Raw genomic sequence first — 17,333 nt, 5'->3', positions numbered from 1 at the left:
CGCCGACCACTGGAGGAGATGCCGACGTGACCGAAGACGCCGCACCACCACCGCACACATCCGAACCCGACGTCCGGCACCGCCTAATCCAGGCGAACGACGCCCTCGTAGGGGCCCGCGCCGAGCGTGCGCGAGCCGAACTGACGATCGCTGAATTGCAGGACGCGCTCGCGGCTGAGCAGCGCGCCCACGCCGCAGACGTCGAGCGTCTCGTCGCCGAATTCACCGGATCCACGCGCTGGCGAGTCGGGGACGCGCTCCTCAGCCCGATCGACCGTGTTCGGAGGCGACGTCGGTGAGCCCGGCTGACGCTCCGCTCTTCTCGATCGTCACGCCGGTCTTCGACACGGACCCCGCTCAGCTCCGGGAGATGGTGGACTCCGTGCTCGCGCAGCATTCGGGTGATTGGCAACTCCTGCTCGTCGACGACTGCTCGACGTCCGCCGCGACCATCGAGGCGCTCACCGTGATCCAGGACCTCGATCCGCGTATCACCGTCGTCCGCCGGTCGACCAACGGACGCATCTCTGCGGCGACGAACACCGGCCTGGAAGCGGCCGCCGGGACGTTCGTCGTGCTCGTCGACCACGACGACACCCTCTCCCCCGCCGTCCTCGCCGTAGCGGCAGCTGCCATCGCCGCGGACGAGGCGGTCGACTACCTCTATTCAGACGAGGACAAGATCGATGATGAGGGCGGACTCTCCGGGGCCTTCGCCAAGCCCAGGTGGTCGCCGGCTCGACTCCTGTCCCAGATGTACACCTCGCATGTGTCCATCATCCGAACCGCGCTCCTCCGCGAGGTGGGAGGGTTCCGCTCCGACTACGACGGCTCGCAGGACCACGACGCGATCCTGCGCGTCACCGAGCGTGCGCGAAGCATCGTGCACCTCGGCGAGGTCCTCTACCACTGGCGAGCGACCGCCGGCTCGACCGCGATCGACGTCCGCGAGAAGGACTACGCCTGGGACGCCGGGCTGCGCGCCGTGTCCGAGGCGGTCGGTCGCCGACGTCTCGCCGGGGTGGCCGAGCCTGGCCGCCTCCCGGGCACCTATCGCATCGCGTGGTCGCTGCCCACCGCGGTCTCCCTGGTGCTGTGCATCGACGACGACACGGAGGCACAGCGAGCAACCGACGCCGTCGTCGCCCTGACCACCGGGGTCGAGACCGATGTCGAACTCGTCGTCGTCCATGCCCCCGCCGTGTCGGAGGCCACGCTCCAGCGCTTCGAAGAGACCCCGACGTCACGTCGGGTGTTCGTGCCCGCGCCGTCCGATTCCTCCTCCGCCGCACGGAACATCGGGTTCTCCCACAGCACTGCAGACGTGGTCGTGTTCGTCGACACTCGGATCGAATCGGTCGCGGTCGACTCCCTGGCCAACCTCACCGGACCGCTGTCGCAGCCGGACGTCGGCGCGGTGGGTGCTCGCTTGCTGGACACGTCAGGGCACATCTTGCATGCCGGATTCAGATACGCCCGGGGTGACTACCGCCGGCCGTACTCAGGCCGGGCCGCCGATGCCGCCGGAGAGGCCAACGCACTCGTCGTGGATCGTGAGGTGAGCGCCGTCTCCGCGATGCTCGTCGCGGTCGATCGGTTCGGATTCGAATCCGTCGGCGGTTGGAACGAGGGCTTGCGCGGCGAGATCGCGGACCTCGACCTCGGTCGGAAGTTCGCGTGGCTCGGGCGACGTGTGTTGTGGTCGGCGTCAGCGGAAGCCGTCGTCGACCGAAGGCCCGAGGACGCCGACACCGCCGACGAGCACGCCGCAGGACTGTTCGCCCGTTGGGGCGAGCCGACCGACGACCCGTACATCCCGTAGCGACGGGCTGTGCGGGAACGGCCTGCAGCTGTCGCTCTCAGGGACGCAGGGCCGTTCACCTGTGCAGGACGTCAGCCGCGCATGGACTCAGCCGCGCAGTGTCGCGTAGAACGCCCGGGCGTCATCCCAGGTCGGCAGGAGGCCGGCGGCGGCCGCCTCGTCGAGGCCGGGGGCCTCGGTGTCCTTCGGCGAGAGCAGCGGGGTGCCGGCCTCCGGCGGGATGACGAGACCGACCCGCTCGTCGAGCGGGTTGATGCCGTGCTCACGGTCAGGACGGTAGACGTCGGTCACCAGGTAGCTGACCGTGGCGTCGTCGGTGAGCGCCACGAAGCAGTGACCGAGGCCCTCGGAGATGAAGATGGCCTTGCGGTCGGTGTCGTCGAGCAACACCGAGTCCCACTGGCCGAAGGTCGGTGAGCCCACGCGGATGTCGATGACGTAGTCGAGGACGGCACCGCGCGTGGCCGTGACGTACTTCGCCTGCCCGATCGGGATGTCCGCGAAGTGGATGCCCCGGACCGAACCGCGCTTCGACACCGAGGTGTTCGACTGGGCGAGCTTGATGGACCGGCCGGAGGCCTCTTCGAGCTTGTCGAAGCGGTACCACTCGAGGAACACGCCTCGGTCGTCACCGAACTGCTTCGGCGTGATCTCATAGCTGTCGGGGACGTTCAGTTCGCGGATCTGCACCCGGGGAGTCTACCAAGACGGATGCGCCCAGCGGCGGGACGCCGCGGTCCTGTTCCCGGTCGCCTCAGGCATAATCGAGTGTCCACGCACAGAACGGCCCGCCATGATCCCCCTGCTCCGCCGACTCTGGGACGGCGTCGCCGCGTACGCGGTGAAGTTCGGCGTCGTCGGACTCATCGGCTTCGGCCTCGACGTCCTCGTGTTCAACCTGCTGCGGGTCGGCGTCTTCGGGCATGACCACCTCGCGCAGTCCCCCATCGGCGCCAAGGTCATCAGCGTCTCGGTCGCGATCGTCTTCAACTGGATCGGCAACCGGTACTGGACCTTCCGCGAGCACCGTCGGAAGAACTTCGTCCTGGAGCTCGGCGAGTACGTGATCGTCTCCCTGGGCGGCATGGCCATCGCCGTCGGCTGCCTCTACGTCAGCCACTACGTGCTCGGCTTCACCTCGCTGCTCGCCGACAACATCGCGTCGAACGTGATCGGGCTGGGCCTCGGAACCCTGTTCCGCTTCTTCCTCTACCGCTTCTGGGTCTACGGACACCACCGGGCGGACGGCCTGGCCAACCTGGCTCGGGTGGAGGAGGCACAGCGGACCCTGTTCGAGGAGCCACCGACCGACGCCACCCGGTCAGCGACCTCCCCGACCGAGCCGGGTACGATGAACGGGCCACTCCCGAGAGGACCCCTATCTTGACGTACCTGATCACCGGCGCTTCCGGCATGCTCGGCCACGACCTGCAGGAGGCCCTGACGGGTCGCGAGGTCACCGCCCTCGGTCGCGCGGAGCTCGACGTGACCGACCTCGAGGCCGTCCGCGCCGCTGTCGCGGGTCACACCGCCGTCATCAACGCGGCCGCCTACACGAAGGTCGACGACGCCGAATCGCACGAGGCCGACGCAGCCGCCGTGAACGCCATCGGCGCTCGCAACCTCGCGGTCGCCGCCCGGGAGGCCGGTGCGAAGCTCGTCCAGGTGTCCACCGACTACGTCTTCGACGGCTCCGCCACCTCGCCGTACCAGGAAGACCACCCGCTGGCCCCGATCAGCGCGTACGGCCGCACGAAGGCCGACGGGGAGCGCGCCGTCCTCGCCGAGCACCCGAACGGCGGCTACATCGTCCGGACGGCCTGGCTCTACGGCAAGAACGGACCGAACTTCGCCGCCACCATGGCGAAGCTGGCTGTGAACGGCGTCGACCCGGCCGTCGTCACCGACCAGCTCGGCCAGCCGACGTGGACCGCGGACCTCGCCGCGCAGATCGTCGCGTTGCTCGACGCCGACGCTCCTGCCGGGGTCTACCACGGCACCAACGCCGGGCAGGCCTCCTGGTACGAGTTCGCCCAGGCGGTCTTCGAGGCGGTCGGCGCCGACCCGGCACGGGTCTCCCCCACCGACAGCTCGGCGTTCGTCCGCCCCGCGCCGCGCCCCGCCTACTCGGTGCTCGGCCACGATGCATGGGCCACCGCCGGCCTCGCGCCGATGCGTGACTGGCAGGAGGCCTTCGAGGCAGCGACGCAGCACGGCGTCGTCACGGCACCGTGACCACCCTCCGCGTCGTCGTCGACCAGATCGTCGCACCGGTCGCCGGTGGGGTCGGTCGCTACTCCGAGGAACTCACCCGGGAGCTCATCGCGAGCGCCCCGGCGGGATGCGACGTCGAAGGCATCGTCTCGGCGGTGCCGAAGGAGAAGATCGACCTCCTGGAGTCAAAGCTCCCCGGGCTGGCGGCGCTGCATCGCACCACGCTGCCGCGACGCGAGCTCAGTGCCGCCTGGCAGCTCGGCATCGTGGCGCCCGGGACGGCGAACGGCATGGTGCACGCCCCGGGCCTGCTCGCGCCGCTCAACCGCCATGACCGCATCAACGACGGCAACCAGATCGTCGTCACCATCCACGACACGCTCGCCTGGTCGCACCCCTCGTCACTGACGCCGATGTCGGTGGCCTGGCAGAAGGCGATGGTCAAGCGGGCGAGGAAGCACGCGGACGCCATCGTGGTCCCGACGCACGCGGTCGCCGACGAGCTGCGCGACATCGTCGATCTCGGCGACCGCGTCCGCGTCATCGGGGGTGCCGCCGCGACCACGCTCAGCATCCCGACCGACGCCGACGGCCGCGCACGGACGCTCGACCTCCCGTCCGAGTACCTCGTGTCCGTCGGTTCACTCGACCCCCGTCGCGGCATCACGGAGCTCATCACCGGCCTCGGCCGCCCCGGCGCCCCCGACCTCCCGCTGCTGATCGTCGGCACCGACAGCTGGGGCGACGTCACGCTCGCGCAGGTGGCCGATGAGGCCGGTCTGCCGGAGGGGCGGGTGCGTGCACTCGGGTTCCTCGACGACGCCGACCTCGCCGTCGTCCTCGACCGCGCGACCGCCTTCGTCTACCCGAGTCTCGCCGAAGGGTTCGGGCTCCCACTCGTCGAGGCGTTCCGCTTCGGCACGCCCGTCATCCACTCCGACGTGCCGGCGCTCATCGAGGTCGGCGGCGGAGCCGGCGTCGTGGTCGAGTCCGGAGCCAAGGGGTACGCCGATCGCCTCATCGCGACCATCAACGACGTCATCGGCGACAGCGAGCGCCTCTCACGCCTGCGCATCCTCGGCATGGACCGCGAGCAGGCCTTCAGCTGGCGAGACTCCGCTGAACGCGTCTGGCAGCTGCACGCGGAGATCTGAGCCGGTCGGGACGATGACGATCAGCGTCGGTTCACGCCGCTGAACCAGCCCGTTCGTAACGTGGACGGACGACCGATCCGACACTCGTAGGGTGGATGAGTGACCTCTTCGACCGCTCGCGAGCGCTACACGCTCGGCCACCACCCCAGTGTCCTGCGCACCCATTCCTGGCGCACCGCCGAGAACTCCGCAGCGCACCTGCTCCCCCATCTGCACGCAGGCCTCCAGGTCCTGGACCTCGGCAGCGGACCAGGCACGATCACGCTCGACCTCGCCCGCCTCGTGGCGCCAGGCACGGTCGTCGGCGTCGACGCCTCGGACGAGGTCACCGCCGACGCCCGAGCCCGCGCGGCCGCCGCCGGCGTCGGGAACGTCAGCTTCACCGTCGGTGACGCCTACGCACTCGACCTCCCCGACGACAGCGTCGACGTCGCACACGTCCACCAGCTCCTCCAGCATGTGGCCGACCCGGTCGCCGTGATCCGCGAACTGCGGCGGGTGGTCCGACCGGGCGGCATCATCGCCCTCCGCGAGATCGTCTATGGCGGGGCGGTCTGGTACCCGCTGTCCCCCGGCCTCAGCCGGTGGATGGAGGTCTACCAGGAGCTCGCCAGGGCGAACGGCGGTGAACCGGATGCCGGTAGCCGGCTCAAGTCGTGGGCGATGGAAGCCGGGCTGGCGGACGTGCGCAGCACGGCGAGCGTCTGGTCGTTCGAATCCCCGGTGGACCGCGAGTGGTGGGGCGGCGCGTGGTCGGAGCGGGCGCAGACCTCCAGTTTCGCGACCCAGGCGCTGGAGACCGGGATCGCGGACGACGCCGACCTCGAACGCATCTCGACGGCATGGCGGGACTGGGTCGACGCGGACGACGGATGGTTCGCCGTTCCGCACGGTGAGATCATCGCGACCGTGCGCTGAGCCCTTCGACAGAGTCAGGGACCGGGGCTCAGCCCGCGTCGGGCTCCGGGCTCGGCGACGGCGGGAACAGCTGGTCCTGCACCATCTGGTGGATGAGCGTGTAGTCGGGCTCTTCCGGATCGATCGTCGGCGGGACGAACTGCAGGGAGTTGATCGGCAGCTCCCGCGTCTTGAGCGCGAGGTTCACGAAGTAGCCGAGCATGCCCTGGGGCACATCGGTCTTGACGACATCGCCTCCGGCCGCCGCGACGTCCTGGAATCGGGCGAGGACGTTCGCCGGGTTGAACTGTTTGAGCATCGCCGTCTGCAGGATGTGCTGGCGGGCCATGCGGTCGTAGTCGCTCGTGGAGTGTCGCGACCGGGCGTACATGAGCGCCGTCCAGCCGTCCATGTGCTGCTTGCCGGGCTCGATCCACGCTGTGACGTTCTCGAGGTCGGCGTCGCCGTCCATCGGGAGCCGTTCCTTGACGTCGATGTCGACGCCACCGAGCGTGTCGATCAGCGTGGCGAAGCCGTACATGTCGATGAGGACGTACCACTGGATGTGCAGCCCGGTGATGCCCTCGGCGGCCTGCTTCATCGCCTCGATGCCGGGCTCACTCGCCTCGGCCGTCGCCTTGGGGAACAGTTCGGGGTTCTTCAGCTCGATCTCGGTGTAGATCGAGTTGAGCTGACAGACGTCGACGTCGCAGGAGTCGTCGTAGCCGTCCGGGTAGAGGGACGCCATCTCGCTGCCCTCGGGGAACGGGATGTCGACGAGGTCGCGCGGCATGGACATCGTCGTCGCCTGCCCGGTCTCCGCGTTGATGCTGACGACCGACATGCTGTCCGGCCGCATGCCGTCGCGGTCGGGGCCGGCGTCGCCACCGAGCAGCAGGATGTTGTAGTAGCCGTCCACCGGCGGCTCCGACGGACCGGTGTTGCCGAAGATGGAGGAGATCGAGCCGCGAGTGGCGCCTGCGACGACCGCTCCGTACCCGGCCCCGCCGGCCACCAGCACCATGGCGAGGGTCGTGAACAGCGCGACACCGAGCCTGGCGTTCGGCGAGGCCTTCACGAGGCGGACCAGTCGTAGGGTGTCGAGCGTCAGCACGACCCACAGGATCGCGTAGGCGACGAGGAGGACCTGGGCGACCGTCAGCGCGATCGGGTTCGTCGCGAGGGTGAAGAGCACCTCGCGGGCGAGGAACATCGTGGCAATGCCGACGACGACGAGCAGCCAGAGGAAGAGCGTGAACCCGAGTCCGAACCGCCCGAGCTTCCGGTTGCCGGCGAGCACCTGTGCGGAGCCGGGGATCAGGAGGTTGAGGACGACGAGCCACCAGGCACGCTTCGTCATCACCTCGCGTGAACGGGTGTCTGGGTACCGCATCGGCTTCGCGGCGGTGGCTACACTCGTCATAGCTTCGCTTTGAGGTTCCGGTTCTTCTCCTCGACCGAGTCGGCGAGGGCCTCGGCATAGGCGACGAGCGCCTGGTGCAGGGCGTCGTCGGCCGTGGCGAGGATCTTGACGGCGATCAGCGCGGCGTTCTTGGCGCCGCCGATCGAAACGGTCGCGACCGGCACACCCGCGGGCATCTGCACGATCGACAGCAGCGAGTCGAGGCCGTCGAGGCGGGAGAGCGGCACCGGCACGCCGACGACCGGCAGGGTCGTGACGGAAGCGAGCATCCCGGGGAGGTGCGCCGCGCCGCCGGCTCCGGCGATGACGACCTTCACGCCACGGCCGTGGGCGGCCTTGCCGTAGGCGATCATCTTCTCGGGCGTGCGGTGGGCCGACAGCACCTCGACCTCGAACGGCACGCCGAAGTCGCGGAGCACCTGCGCCGCATCGCTCATGACGGTCCAGTCGGAGTCCGAGCCCATCACGACGCCGACGAGCGGCGGGGCGTCAGGGGACGGGGCGGAGTTCTCGGGCATGAGCACCATCGTAGATCGCAGTGTCTGAAGATCGGCTCAGGACGCACCGCAGCTGGCGGACAAGCCCTCCCCAAGGCGACCCCAGTCCGGGGACGCCTCCGCACCGCGCAGCGCACCGATCGACAGGTGTCTGGGACAATCGGCGGATGAGCACGCCGACCGCGGATGGATCCGCAGCACGCCAGGAGCCACCCAGCCAGCGCGAGCTGCGGCGGTGGCGCGGGTACCTCGCCGACGAACGCGCCGAAGCCGCCGTCTACCGGGATCTCGCCGGCCGGCGGAGCGGTGAGGAGCGCGACATCCTGCTCGCGCTCGCCGAGGCCGAGAAACGTCATGAGTCGCACTGGATCGCCCTGCTCGGGGATGACATCGGCAAGCCGCAACGCGGTGACCTGCGGACCAGGCTGCTCGGCTGGCTCGCGAGGCGGTTCGGATCCGTCTTCGTCCTGGCGCTCGTCCAGCGCGCCGAGTCACGCTCGCCCTACGCGACCGAACGCGCGGCCACCGAACGGATGGCCGCCGACGAGCAGATCCACGAGGAGGTCGTCCGGGGCTTGGCCGCCCGAGGACGCAACCGCCTGTCCGGAACCTTCCGGGCGGCCGTGTTCGGAGCGAACGACGGCCTCGTCTCGAACCTCGCTCTCGTCATCGGCATGAGCGCCACCGGCGTCGGCAACGGCGTCGTCCTCGCTGCCGGGCTCGCGGGCCTCCTGGCGGGCGCACTGTCGATGGGAGCCGGCGAGTACGTCTCGGTCCGGTCGCAGCGGGAACTGCTCGAGGCGTCCAGCCCCAACCCGGCGGCCGACGACGCCCTCCCCCACCTCGACGTCGACGCGAACGAACTCGCGCTCGTCTACCGGGCACGCGGCATGGAGGTCGGCGAAGCCGAGGCCCACGCAGCGGACGTCCTGGCCCGCGTCGGCGCCGGCACCTACCAGCGCGAGGCCCGGACGGCGATGGAGCACGAGGCCATCGGGACCGGGCTCGGTGCCGCGCTCTCGAGCTTCTGCTTCTTCGCATCAGGCGCCGTCATCCCGGTCCTGCCCTACCTGTTCGGACTGCAGGGCGTCGCTGCGCTCCTCGTCGCCGCGCTCCTGGTCGGGGTGGCCCTGCTCGGCACCGGCGCCGTCGTCGGGCTCCTCTCCGGCGGACCCCCGCTCCGCCGGGCACTGCGACAACTCGCGATCGGGTACGGCGCAGCCGCGGCGACCTACGTGCTCGGCCTGCTCTTCGGCGCGAACGTCGGCTGACCGGCCGCCGGCCCTCCGCCGCGCGACACCGGGAGCCGATGCGAACCCGTCATCTGCCGTCCACGAGCGCGTCACCGGCGTTCCCTACGCTGAGCCATCCGTCCGTCGACCCGGACGGTGAAGGAGGGCGCGTGAGGCAGGTGCAGGACCGGACCGGCGCGTCTCCCCTCCTCGGAGCGGTTCCGCGCACGCAGCCCGACATCCAGTTGCTCCGCGCGATCGCCGTCCTGTCCGTCGTGGTCTTCCACCTGTCGTCGAGCCTCCTGCCCGGTGGGTACGTCGGCGTCGACGTGTTCTTCGTCGTCAGCGGGTACCTGATCACGAGCCACCTCGCACGCCAGGCCGACGAGACGGGCCGCGTCGACCTCCCGGCGTTCTGGGCCCGCCGGATCCGGCGACTCCTGCCGGCCGCCCTGCTCGTCCTCGCTGTGACCGCCGTCCTCATCTGGCGGTTCGCTCCGCCGAGCGCCTGGACGCAGTTCTTCACCGAGACCGTAGCGAGCGTGACCTCCTGGGAGAACTGGTTCCTCGCCGGGAGCTCCGTCGACTATCTGGCACAGGGCAGCGCCGCTTCACCGGTCCAGCACTTCTGGTCGCTGTCCGTCGAAGAGCAGTTCTACCTCGGCTGGCCACTCGTCGTCGTGCTGTGCGTGTGGCTCACCCGGCGGCGACAGGCGGACCTCCGTCGCACCCTCGGTGTGGCGCTCGGGATCATCGGTGCGGCCTCGCTCGCGTGCTCGATCCTGTACACGGCGGCGGACCCGGCACCGGCGTACTTCGCCACGCCGACCCGTGCCTGGGAGTTCGCGGCCGGCGGTCTCCTCGCGCTGCTCGGGCCGGTCGTGGTCGTGCACCGCACCCGGTGGCGGACGGCCTCCGGTGTCCTCGGGGTCGTCCTCCTGGCGGTCGCGCTGGTCGCGTTCACCGAGCGGACGGCGTTCCCCGGGATCGCCGCCGCCCTCCCGGTTCTCGGGACGCTCCTCGTGATCGTCGGTGGGTCGTCGACCCACCGGTGGTCCGTGACGACCCTCGCGCGGACGCGGACATCACTCCTCTTCGGCGATCTCTCCTATTCGCTGTACCTGTGGCACTGGCCGCTCATCGTGGTCGCACCGTGGATGCTCGGCGTGCCCGTCGCGCTCGACGACCCGTTCGGTTGGGCGATCGCGGCCGCTCTCCTGGTCGTCGCCGTGGTCCTCGCCGCGCTGACGAAACGCATCGTCGAGGACCCCGTCCGACGAGCCCCCGTCCTCCTGCACGCGCGCTCCGGACGGACCGTCCTGTGGGCTGGCGCGGCGACCGCACTCGTGCTCTGCATCCCGACGGCGGGATTGCTGACCGTCGCCGCCGAGGAACGCAACCTCGCGAGCACCGTGGACGCCTACGTCACGGACGGCGAGCCGTGTTTCGGGGCCGACGCGGCCGTCTCGGGCTGCACCAATCCGGCAATGGCGGACGAACTGCTGCCGCCGCTCTCGGTGCGGACCGAGGACACGGGCGACACCTTTCGGTGTTCCGCGGCGGCTGACGCGCCGGACTTCCCCGGCTGCACCTTCGGTTCCGATCGCCCGGACGCCACGCGGGTCGCGCTCACCGGGAACTCGCACGCCACGATGCTCATCCCCGGCCTCGTCGACCAGCTCGAGGCACGCAATTGGCGGCTCGACGTGTACGTCGGCAAGGGCTGCGAGTGGCGGGCACCGGGACCCGACGACTCGGCGGCGTGCGACGCCCGGCGGACGCTCATGCAGGAGGCGTTCACGGGTGAGCGGCCGTACGACATCATCCTGGTGACCTCCAAGAGTCCGGACGAGACCTCGGTGGCCGAACAAGCCGCGATCCGCGGCGCGACGCTCGCCGCGTGGGGACCGGTGCTCGAGCAGGGGACGTCGATCGTAGTGCTGCGGGACAATCCCCGCGTGCCGACCGAAGCCGCCGCGTGCGTCGACCGCTCGAGCGCCGCCGAGCTCATCGCGGGGGCGTGCGCCTTCCCCGTGGCCGAGGCGTACCCGACGTTCGACCTGAACACCGCCACGGCGGCGATGACCGACGGCGCCGTGCCGGTCGTGGATCTCGGCGAGCTGTACTGTGCGGCCGGAACCTGTCCGCTAGCCGTCGGGAACGTGCTCGTCTATCGCGATCTGCACCACATCACGGCCACCTGGTCGCGGACCCTGGGCCCGTTCCTCGTCGACCGCATCCGAGCCGCCACCTCCCGGGGGTGACCAGTCCCCGATCGGGTGGAGTGCCAGCGCGGTGCGCTGACGCGAGTGGGCCGAACCCGGCGTCGGCGCGGTGCGCTGACGCGAGCGCGGCGGACCCGGCACGAGCGCGGGGCACACACGTGAGCGCGCCCCTCCGGAGACCCGCGCTCACGTCCCCGACCCGCGGTGACGTCAGCGCACCGCGCTGGCGACCACCCGGGAGAGCTCGGGCGAGGAGCGGTCAGGCGGAGGTGGGCTCGTACTGCCGGCGGTCGCCGACGACGCCCGCGAAACGGAACGGCGCGCCGGTCTCGCGAGGGCGGTCGGAGTCGTGGACGTCGGCCGAGGCCGCATCCTCGAGGAGCTGCAGGTAGCGGGCGTCGTCGACGACCGTCCGCGCATCGAGCTGCGCACGGTTCGCGTCGCTCCTCAGAGCCGAGCGGTAGCCCGGACGCACAATGCCGCTGAAGCACTCCGCGACCGCACCCGATCCGTAGCTGAGGAACGCGATGCGCCGACCAGCGAGGTCGTCGTCACCGTCGAGCAGCGCGAGCAGCGCGAGGTACACGGAGGCCGTGTAGCTGTTCCCGATCCGGCGGTTGTACCCGGTCGTCGGCTCGATCTGTGCGTCCAACTCCTCCTGGGTGCGCTCGGAGCCGAGCGACTTGGCCAGGTGCCGGTGCGCCTTGATCGCCATCTTCGTGAACGGCTGGTGGTAGCAGAAGTGGTCGACCTCGGAGAAGTCCGCTCCGCCGCGTGACCGGTAGTCCGCCCAGGCCCCCTCGATGGCGTCCTGATAGGCGGAGATGGACAGCTTGCCGTCGACGATCGCCGTCGCACTGTGGTTCGGGCGCCAGAAGTCCATGACGTCCTGCGTGTAGACGCCGGTCGCGGTCTCGAGCTCGAGGATGGCCGGATCGGCGGCCACGAGCATGGCGACGGCCCCGGCGCCCTGCGTCGGCTCGGCGTTGGAGTGCAGTTCGTACCGCGCGACGTCGCTCGCGATCACGAGCACGGTCTCCTCGGGGTTCCGCGCCACGAGCGCAGCCGCGAACTGCAGCGCCGCGGTGGCCGAGTAGCAGGCCTGCTTGAGCTCGACCACGCGGACCGCCTGCGGCAGACCGAGCAGCCGGTGCACGTAGACGCCCGCGGACTTCGACTGGTCGATCCCGGACTCGGTGGCGAACAAGACGGTCCGGAGCCGGTCGCTGCCGTGCCGTTCGATGATGGGCGCGGCAGCGGCGGCGGCCATCGTGACGATGTCCTCGTCGGCGGCAGGGACGCTCATCTCGCTCTGGCCGAGACCGACGTAGTACTTGGCGGGTTCGACACCGAAGCGCCCCGCGAGCTCGGCGAGGTCGATGCGGTTCGCCCCGGTCGCGAAGGCGATGTCGTCGATGCCGACGGCGGGGTTGCTGGTCTGGTTGGTGTTCACGTGCGGGGTGCTCCGTTCGAGCGTCGACGATGCACCGGTCCCCCGGTGCGGTGGAAGGGTCAGGCGGGCGCGCCGGCTGCGGTCTGTGCGCTGCGTTCGAGCTTCAGGTGGGCGGCCATGAGCTCACCGGGGTTGGTCTGCGCGGCGAGGAGTGACAGTTCGCCACACCAGACGGCGGCAGCACACAGGACGGCGAGTCGCCGGGCGTTGGCGCCGGGTTCACGGTCCTCGCGGCACCCGAGGCGGGTGAGGTTCTCCTCGACGAAGCCGAGCCCCTTGCCGTTGCCGACCGTGCCGACGATGAGGTTCGGCAGGGTGCAGGAGAAGTAGAGGTCGCCGTCGTGGACCTCGGCGTGCGTGACGCCCTGCGAGCCCTCGACGATGTTCGCCGCGTCCTGGCCGGTCGCCAGGTAGAACGCGAGCAGCATGTTGGCGTAGTGGGCGTTCGCGCTGCGCAGGCCACCGGCGAGGATCGTCCCGACGAGGTTCTTGCGCACGTTCAGCTGCACGATCTGCTCGGGCGTCGTGTGCAGGAACCGCTCGACGATCGCCCGCGGGATCGTCATCTCGGTGACGACGTTCTTGCCACGGCCCAGGATGCCGTTGACCGCGGTCGCCTTCTTGTCGGAGCAGAAGTTGCCGGAGATCGAGCCGTACCGGAGCATCGGCCAACGCTCCATGATGTACGGCATGAGGCGGTCCGCCGCGAGCGTGACCATGTTGTGACCGGACGCGTCACCCGTGCGGAACTCGAGGCGCAGGAAGAGCAGGTTGCCGGCGATCTGCGAGTTGATCTCGATGAGTTCTGCGAAGTGACTCGACTGGGCGACGACGGCCTGCAGCTCGGGCAGGCTGCGCTCGATCTCGCGGAGCGCCTGCAGGGCGTCGCCGGCGGAGTCGACCTCGAACAGGACGGAGCGGCTCATCCGCTCGTCGACGAGCGTCGCGCGGATGCCGCCGGGGACCATGGAGGAGATGCGGGCGCCCCGGCGCACCGACGGCCAGAGCGGGCTCTCGTACGTGGCGAGCGGGACCTCCTGCTCGCCCTCCATGACGTTGCCGCTCAGGTGGAGCGGACCGATCCACTTGAGTGGGACCGGTGCGACGCCGTCGGGTTCGTTGCTCATGCGTGGGGTTCCGTTCCGCCCCGGAGGACGTCGTGCTGCTCGGCGAAGGTACGAGCGTAGGTGGATCTGATGGATTCGACCGCGTCGTCGTCGGTACGGCTGATCTCCGACGGCCCCCACGGGCTGTGGGCGGCGTCGATGAGTCCGGTCGGCGGGTGCACCGTGAGCGGGAGCCGCTCGATGCCGTGCGCCGACCAGTCGTCCTCGAGGGCGGCGGTGGAGACGGACTGGCCGATGAACGCGATCCCGCAGTCGCCACCACCGGCACCGGAGGACTTGGCCGCCCCGCCGAGGCGCTCGGCGGCGTCGCAGAGCTCAGCAAGCGCGGCGGTCTCGATGTCGACACCGGCGTCGCGTCCGAGACCGGCGAGCGTCGCGCGCGCGGAGCGGACGGCACCGAGCACGAGGGCCGGGTCCTCGTCGTTCAAGCCGATCGTGAGGGCGTCGACGGCGGCGCGACTGGCCGCGAGGAACGAGGTGTAGTGGGCGGTCTCCGCCCATTTGCGGGACTGCAGTTCGTCGACGAGACGCGTGGTCGAGGCGGGCTCGCCGGTCCAGCCGACGAGGAGACGGAGCGAGGTCGGTGGCGACAGGCGCTCGAGCCCCAGCTCGGCCCAGGGGTCGCGGAGGGCGGCGAGCACCCCTTCTCGGTGGCGCACCTCCCGCAGCCGCGCCCGATCGGGCGAGGTGTAGCGGAGCCAGCCGCCGAACATGCTCGCCGCGAGGTCGCCCCCGGAGGCTGCCGGCGCGACGTCGATGGTGGCGAGGATCGCGAGCTTGAGCATCTGCGTCCGGGTGAGGTCGAGCTGGTAGAACTCGTCGAGGGCGCGGATGGTGGCGGTCGTCACGGCCGCGCTCGAGCCGAGGCCGAACTTCCGGCCGCTCGCGTCGTCGAGCTCACTGGTGATCGACAGCGCGGAGAACCGCTGCGCCACGCCGAGCTCGGCGACGAGGGTCTCCATCGTGCTCACGGCGGAGAGGACGTGGTCGAGTGGGCGTTCCTCGTGCTCGACGACGACCCCGTTGCGGTTGCGCCGCCAGATGATGGGCGCTCGGCCGTACTGGTCGGAGAAGATGCGGCCCTCGTGCTCGCTCGCCTCGAGTCGGACGGTGACGCACCGGTCGACCGCGACGAGGATGGAGGGGTGCCCCGGTTCGACGACGGCGTACTCGCCGGCCACGAAGAGCTTGCCGGGCGCCTTGATCTCGATCATCGCGCTCCTTCCGTTGTCTGCTCGCCCGCCGATCCGCCGGGCTCCGAGGTGATGAGCCTCGCGCCCCGTCCGGCTCTGGCGGGGATGACGCCGATGTCGGGCTGCGCCTCGAGGATCCGAGTCGCGAGCTCGTCGACCGCGTCGGCTCGACACAGGATCTTCACGTTCGGGCCGGCGTCCATCGTCGCATAGCATTCGAGGCCGTCGCCTCTGAGGTTTGCGACGAGATCGAGCAGTTCCACGCTCGCCGGTCCCCAATACCTGACCGGCGGCTCGGCGCCGAGCATCGTGGCGTGCATCCGCATCGCGTTCCGCTCGGCGATCGTGCCCACCGCGGTGAAGTCGGCGCGGGTGATCGCGGCGAGCATCTCCTCGAGTTCGACGGGGGTGCGTTCGACCCAGGCGGGGTAGTACGGGGAGGTGTCGACCGTGCGCCGCATGCCGTCGCGACTGGAGACCGACTTGGCCCGGGCGTCGAGGACGGTGAGGACCATGCCGAGCTCGAGTCCGGGCGCGGGCACCGCCTCGGCGAAGGAGCTCTCGTCGTCGTGCCCGGCGTGCCAGACGGCGATCCCGTCGAAGATCGAGCGCGAGGCCGAGCCCGAGCCACGGCGGGCCAGCCGGGAGAGGGCACGCCGATCGAGGTCGAGTCCGAACGCGGTCGAAGCGGCGAGCGCCAGCGCTGCGAAGCCCGAGGCGGAGGAGGCGAGGCCGGCGCCCGTGGGGATCTCGTTGTGGGAGTCGACGGTGACGCGCTCGTCTCGGCCGGCGAGCGCGCGTACGAGGTCGATGAAGCGCGTGACGCGGGAGCGGGCGGTGCCCTCGAGGGCTCGTCCGCCGAGGAGCACGACGTCGTCGGGTGTGTCCGTCAGTCGCACCGTCGTCGTCGTGGGCGCTGCGTCCAGGGTCAGTGAGAGGCTTCCGGTCCACGGGAGGATGAGCGCCTCGTCCCGCTTGCCCCAGTACTTGACGAGGGCGATGTTGGGGTTGGCGAGCGCGGTCGCACTGCCCTCCTCCGAGGCGGTCGTCGCGAGCTGTTGCGGGGTCAGGGTCACGCGTAGTCCTCCGCGTCGATCGTCCAGGTGCCGAGTGCTCCGGCCTCGAGGAGGGCTTGCGAGATGCGTCGGGCTGACGCGGGGTCTGCGGCGAGGGTGATGATGCATCCGCCCTGCCCGCCGCCCGTGAGCTTCGCGCCGAGGGCGCCGTTCGCCGCGGCGACCGCGATGAGCGCGGTGATGGCGGGGTGGCCGGCGCCGAGTTCGTCGAGGACGACCTGGGCCGCGTTCATGCGGGTCCCGAGGTCGTCTCGGCGGTCCGCGGCGAGGTCGGCGACGCCCGCCACGGTCCCGCGTTCGAGCTCGGCCAGGAGCGCGCGACCACGCTCGGGGTGCAGCTCGACGAAGGCGCGGACGTCGGCGACCGCCTTCCGGGTCGACCCGCGCGCACCGGTGTCGGCCACGACGAAGCTGCCGCCGAAGCGGATCGGCGGATGCTCGACCCGGCCGGCGGTGAAGAGGATGGGCGTCGAGGCGCTCGTGGCCCGGGCGTCGAGACCGCTGGGCGTCCCGTGGGCGACGCGTTCGCCGCGCTGCACGAGCTCGAACCGGTCGGCGTCGTCGAGCGCCACGCCGTGGAGGTCGGCGACGGCGTCCACGATCGCGTTGGCGGCCGCGGCACTCGAACCGAGGCCTCTGCCGATCGGGAGCGTCCCGCGGACGACGACCTCGACACCGGCCGGTGCCGCACCGACGTGCGCGAGGGTCTCGAGGACGGTGGTCCCGAGCGGATCGGAGGCGTCGAGCGGGCCGAGCGAGATCTCGGTGTCGAGGACCGAGGCCCCGTCGATGCGTCGGGCGGTCGCCTCGACCCGGAGCGACGGGATGGGCAGGGCGACGGCTGGAGACCCGTACACGACGGCGTGCTCGCCCAGCAGGATCGCTTTGGCATGCGCGAAGCCGCGACCGGTCGCAGCCGTGTGCTCTGTCGTCATCTCACCATTCTGGTCCGAAAAACATGCAGCTGGCTGCACATCGGTCGTCCGGTCGCGATCCGATCCACCACGGGCCGGCTCGTGA

16 protein-coding genes are annotated in these 17,333 nt (G+C 70.6%); 8 read left to right on the top strand and 8 right to left on the bottom strand.

Going from position 1 to position 17,333, the window contains the following annotated elements; all coding sequences use genetic code 11:
- The first annotated feature begins 26 nt into the window (after positions 1-26).
- The gene (locus ITJ66_RS17955) at positions 27-299 is read left to right on the top strand and encodes a hypothetical protein (RefSeq protein ID WP_194645501.1); all 273 of its coding nucleotides are present in this window, start codon (positions 27-29) and stop codon (positions 297-299) included.
- On the top strand, positions 296-1,822 hold the full coding sequence (locus tag ITJ66_RS17950) for a glycosyltransferase (protein WP_194645500.1): 1,527 nt from the start codon (positions 296-298) through the stop codon (positions 1,820-1,822). Before ITJ66_RS17955 ends, ITJ66_RS17950 begins: the two co-directional genes overlap by 4 nt.
- An 87-nt stretch (positions 1,823-1,909) precedes the next feature.
- Here the strand turns inward: ITJ66_RS17950 and ITJ66_RS17945 are convergent, their stop codons facing one another.
- The gene (locus tag ITJ66_RS17945; protein ID WP_137243398.1) at positions 1,910-2,512 is read right to left on the bottom strand and encodes a dTDP-4-dehydrorhamnose 3,5-epimerase family protein; all 603 of its coding nucleotides are present in this window, start codon (positions 2,510-2,512) and stop codon (positions 1,910-1,912) included.
- A 103-nt stretch (positions 2,513-2,615) separates the two neighbouring features.
- On the opposite strand from ITJ66_RS17945, the gene ITJ66_RS17940 reads away from it, so the two are divergent.
- From ITJ66_RS17940 to ITJ66_RS17925, 4 genes are all read left to right on the top strand, one after another.
- Positions 2,616-3,209 carry a GtrA family protein gene (locus ITJ66_RS17940; protein WP_137243399.1) on the top strand — a complete coding sequence of 198 codons (594 nt, stop codon included), beginning with the start codon at positions 2,616-2,618 and terminating at the stop codon, positions 3,207-3,209.
- On the top strand, positions 3,206-4,057 hold the full coding sequence (rfbD, locus tag ITJ66_RS17935; RefSeq protein WP_228501982.1) for a dTDP-4-dehydrorhamnose reductase: 852 nt from the start codon (positions 3,206-3,208) through the stop codon (positions 4,055-4,057). The genes ITJ66_RS17940 and rfbD overlap by 4 nt, the downstream gene beginning before the upstream one ends.
- Positions 4,054-5,190 (top strand): glycosyltransferase family 1 protein, encoded by a 1,137-nt coding sequence (locus tag ITJ66_RS17930; protein WP_194645499.1) that lies wholly within the window; start codon positions 4,054-4,056, stop codon positions 5,188-5,190. The genes rfbD and ITJ66_RS17930 overlap by 4 nt, the downstream gene beginning before the upstream one ends.
- A 99-nt stretch (positions 5,191-5,289) precedes the next feature.
- Positions 5,290-6,108 carry a class I SAM-dependent methyltransferase gene (locus tag ITJ66_RS17925; protein WP_194645498.1) on the top strand — a complete coding sequence of 273 codons (819 nt, stop codon included), beginning with the start codon at positions 5,290-5,292 and terminating at the stop codon, positions 6,106-6,108.
- Between the two features lie 28 nt (positions 6,109-6,136).
- Here ITJ66_RS17925 and ITJ66_RS17920 read toward each other — a convergent pair whose 3' ends face one another.
- Positions 6,137-7,510 (bottom strand): LCP family protein, encoded by a 1,374-nt coding sequence (locus ITJ66_RS17920; RefSeq protein WP_228501981.1) that lies wholly within the window; start codon positions 7,508-7,510, stop codon positions 6,137-6,139.
- Positions 7,507-8,028 (bottom strand): 5-(carboxyamino)imidazole ribonucleotide mutase, encoded by a 522-nt coding sequence (gene purE / locus ITJ66_RS17915; RefSeq protein ID WP_370582704.1) that lies wholly within the window; start codon positions 8,026-8,028, stop codon positions 7,507-7,509. Before purE ends, ITJ66_RS17920 begins: the two co-directional genes overlap by 4 nt.
- A 146-nt stretch (positions 8,029-8,174) precedes the next feature.
- Between purE and ITJ66_RS17910 the strand changes: the two genes are divergently transcribed.
- Positions 8,175-9,278: a VIT1/CCC1 family protein gene (locus tag ITJ66_RS17910; protein WP_192018500.1), complete on the top strand. Its 1,104-nt coding sequence runs from the start codon at positions 8,175-8,177 to the stop codon at positions 9,276-9,278.
- A gap of 131 nt (positions 9,279-9,409) precedes the next feature.
- On the top strand, positions 9,410-11,503 hold the full coding sequence (locus ITJ66_RS17905; protein ID WP_194645496.1) for an acyltransferase family protein: 2,094 nt from the start codon (positions 9,410-9,412) through the stop codon (positions 11,501-11,503).
- 220 nt (positions 11,504-11,723) lie between these two features.
- Here ITJ66_RS17905 and ITJ66_RS17900 read toward each other — a convergent pair whose 3' ends face one another.
- The 5 genes from ITJ66_RS17900 to mvk are packed head-to-tail and all read right to left on the bottom strand — an operon-like array spanning position 11,724 to position 17,248.
- Positions 11,724-12,917, bottom strand: a complete 1,194-nt coding sequence (locus ITJ66_RS17900) for a hydroxymethylglutaryl-CoA synthase (protein ID WP_192018498.1) — start codon at positions 12,915-12,917, stop codon at positions 11,724-11,726.
- 59 nt (positions 12,918-12,976) lie between these two features.
- Positions 12,977-14,044 (bottom strand): hydroxymethylglutaryl-CoA reductase, encoded by a 1,068-nt coding sequence (locus ITJ66_RS17895; RefSeq protein ID WP_079002857.1) that lies wholly within the window; start codon positions 14,042-14,044, stop codon positions 12,977-12,979.
- Entirely contained in the window at positions 14,041-15,258 is a 1,218-nt protein-coding gene (locus tag ITJ66_RS17890) for a phosphomevalonate kinase (RefSeq protein WP_194645495.1), read from the bottom strand. Before ITJ66_RS17890 ends, ITJ66_RS17895 begins: the two co-directional genes overlap by 4 nt.
- On the bottom strand, positions 15,255-16,313 hold the full coding sequence (gene mvaD, locus ITJ66_RS17885; protein ID WP_370582703.1) for a diphosphomevalonate decarboxylase: 1,059 nt from the start codon (positions 16,311-16,313) through the stop codon (positions 15,255-15,257). The genes ITJ66_RS17890 and mvaD overlap by 4 nt, the downstream gene beginning before the upstream one ends.
- Positions 16,310-17,248: a mevalonate kinase gene (gene mvk / locus ITJ66_RS17880; RefSeq protein WP_194645493.1), complete on the bottom strand. Its 939-nt coding sequence runs from the start codon at positions 17,246-17,248 to the stop codon at positions 16,310-16,312. Before mvk ends, mvaD begins: the two co-directional genes overlap by 4 nt.
- Between the last annotated feature and the right edge of the window lie 85 nt (positions 17,249-17,333).

Origin of the sequence: Plantibacter sp. VKM Ac-2885, from assembly GCF_015351205.1 — a bacterium.
Taxonomy (GTDB): domain Bacteria; phylum Actinomycetota; class Actinomycetes; order Actinomycetales; family Microbacteriaceae; genus Plantibacter; species Plantibacter auratus.
Note: the sequence above shows the minus strand (reverse complement) of the source record. Positions and strands in the feature narration are given on the sequence as shown.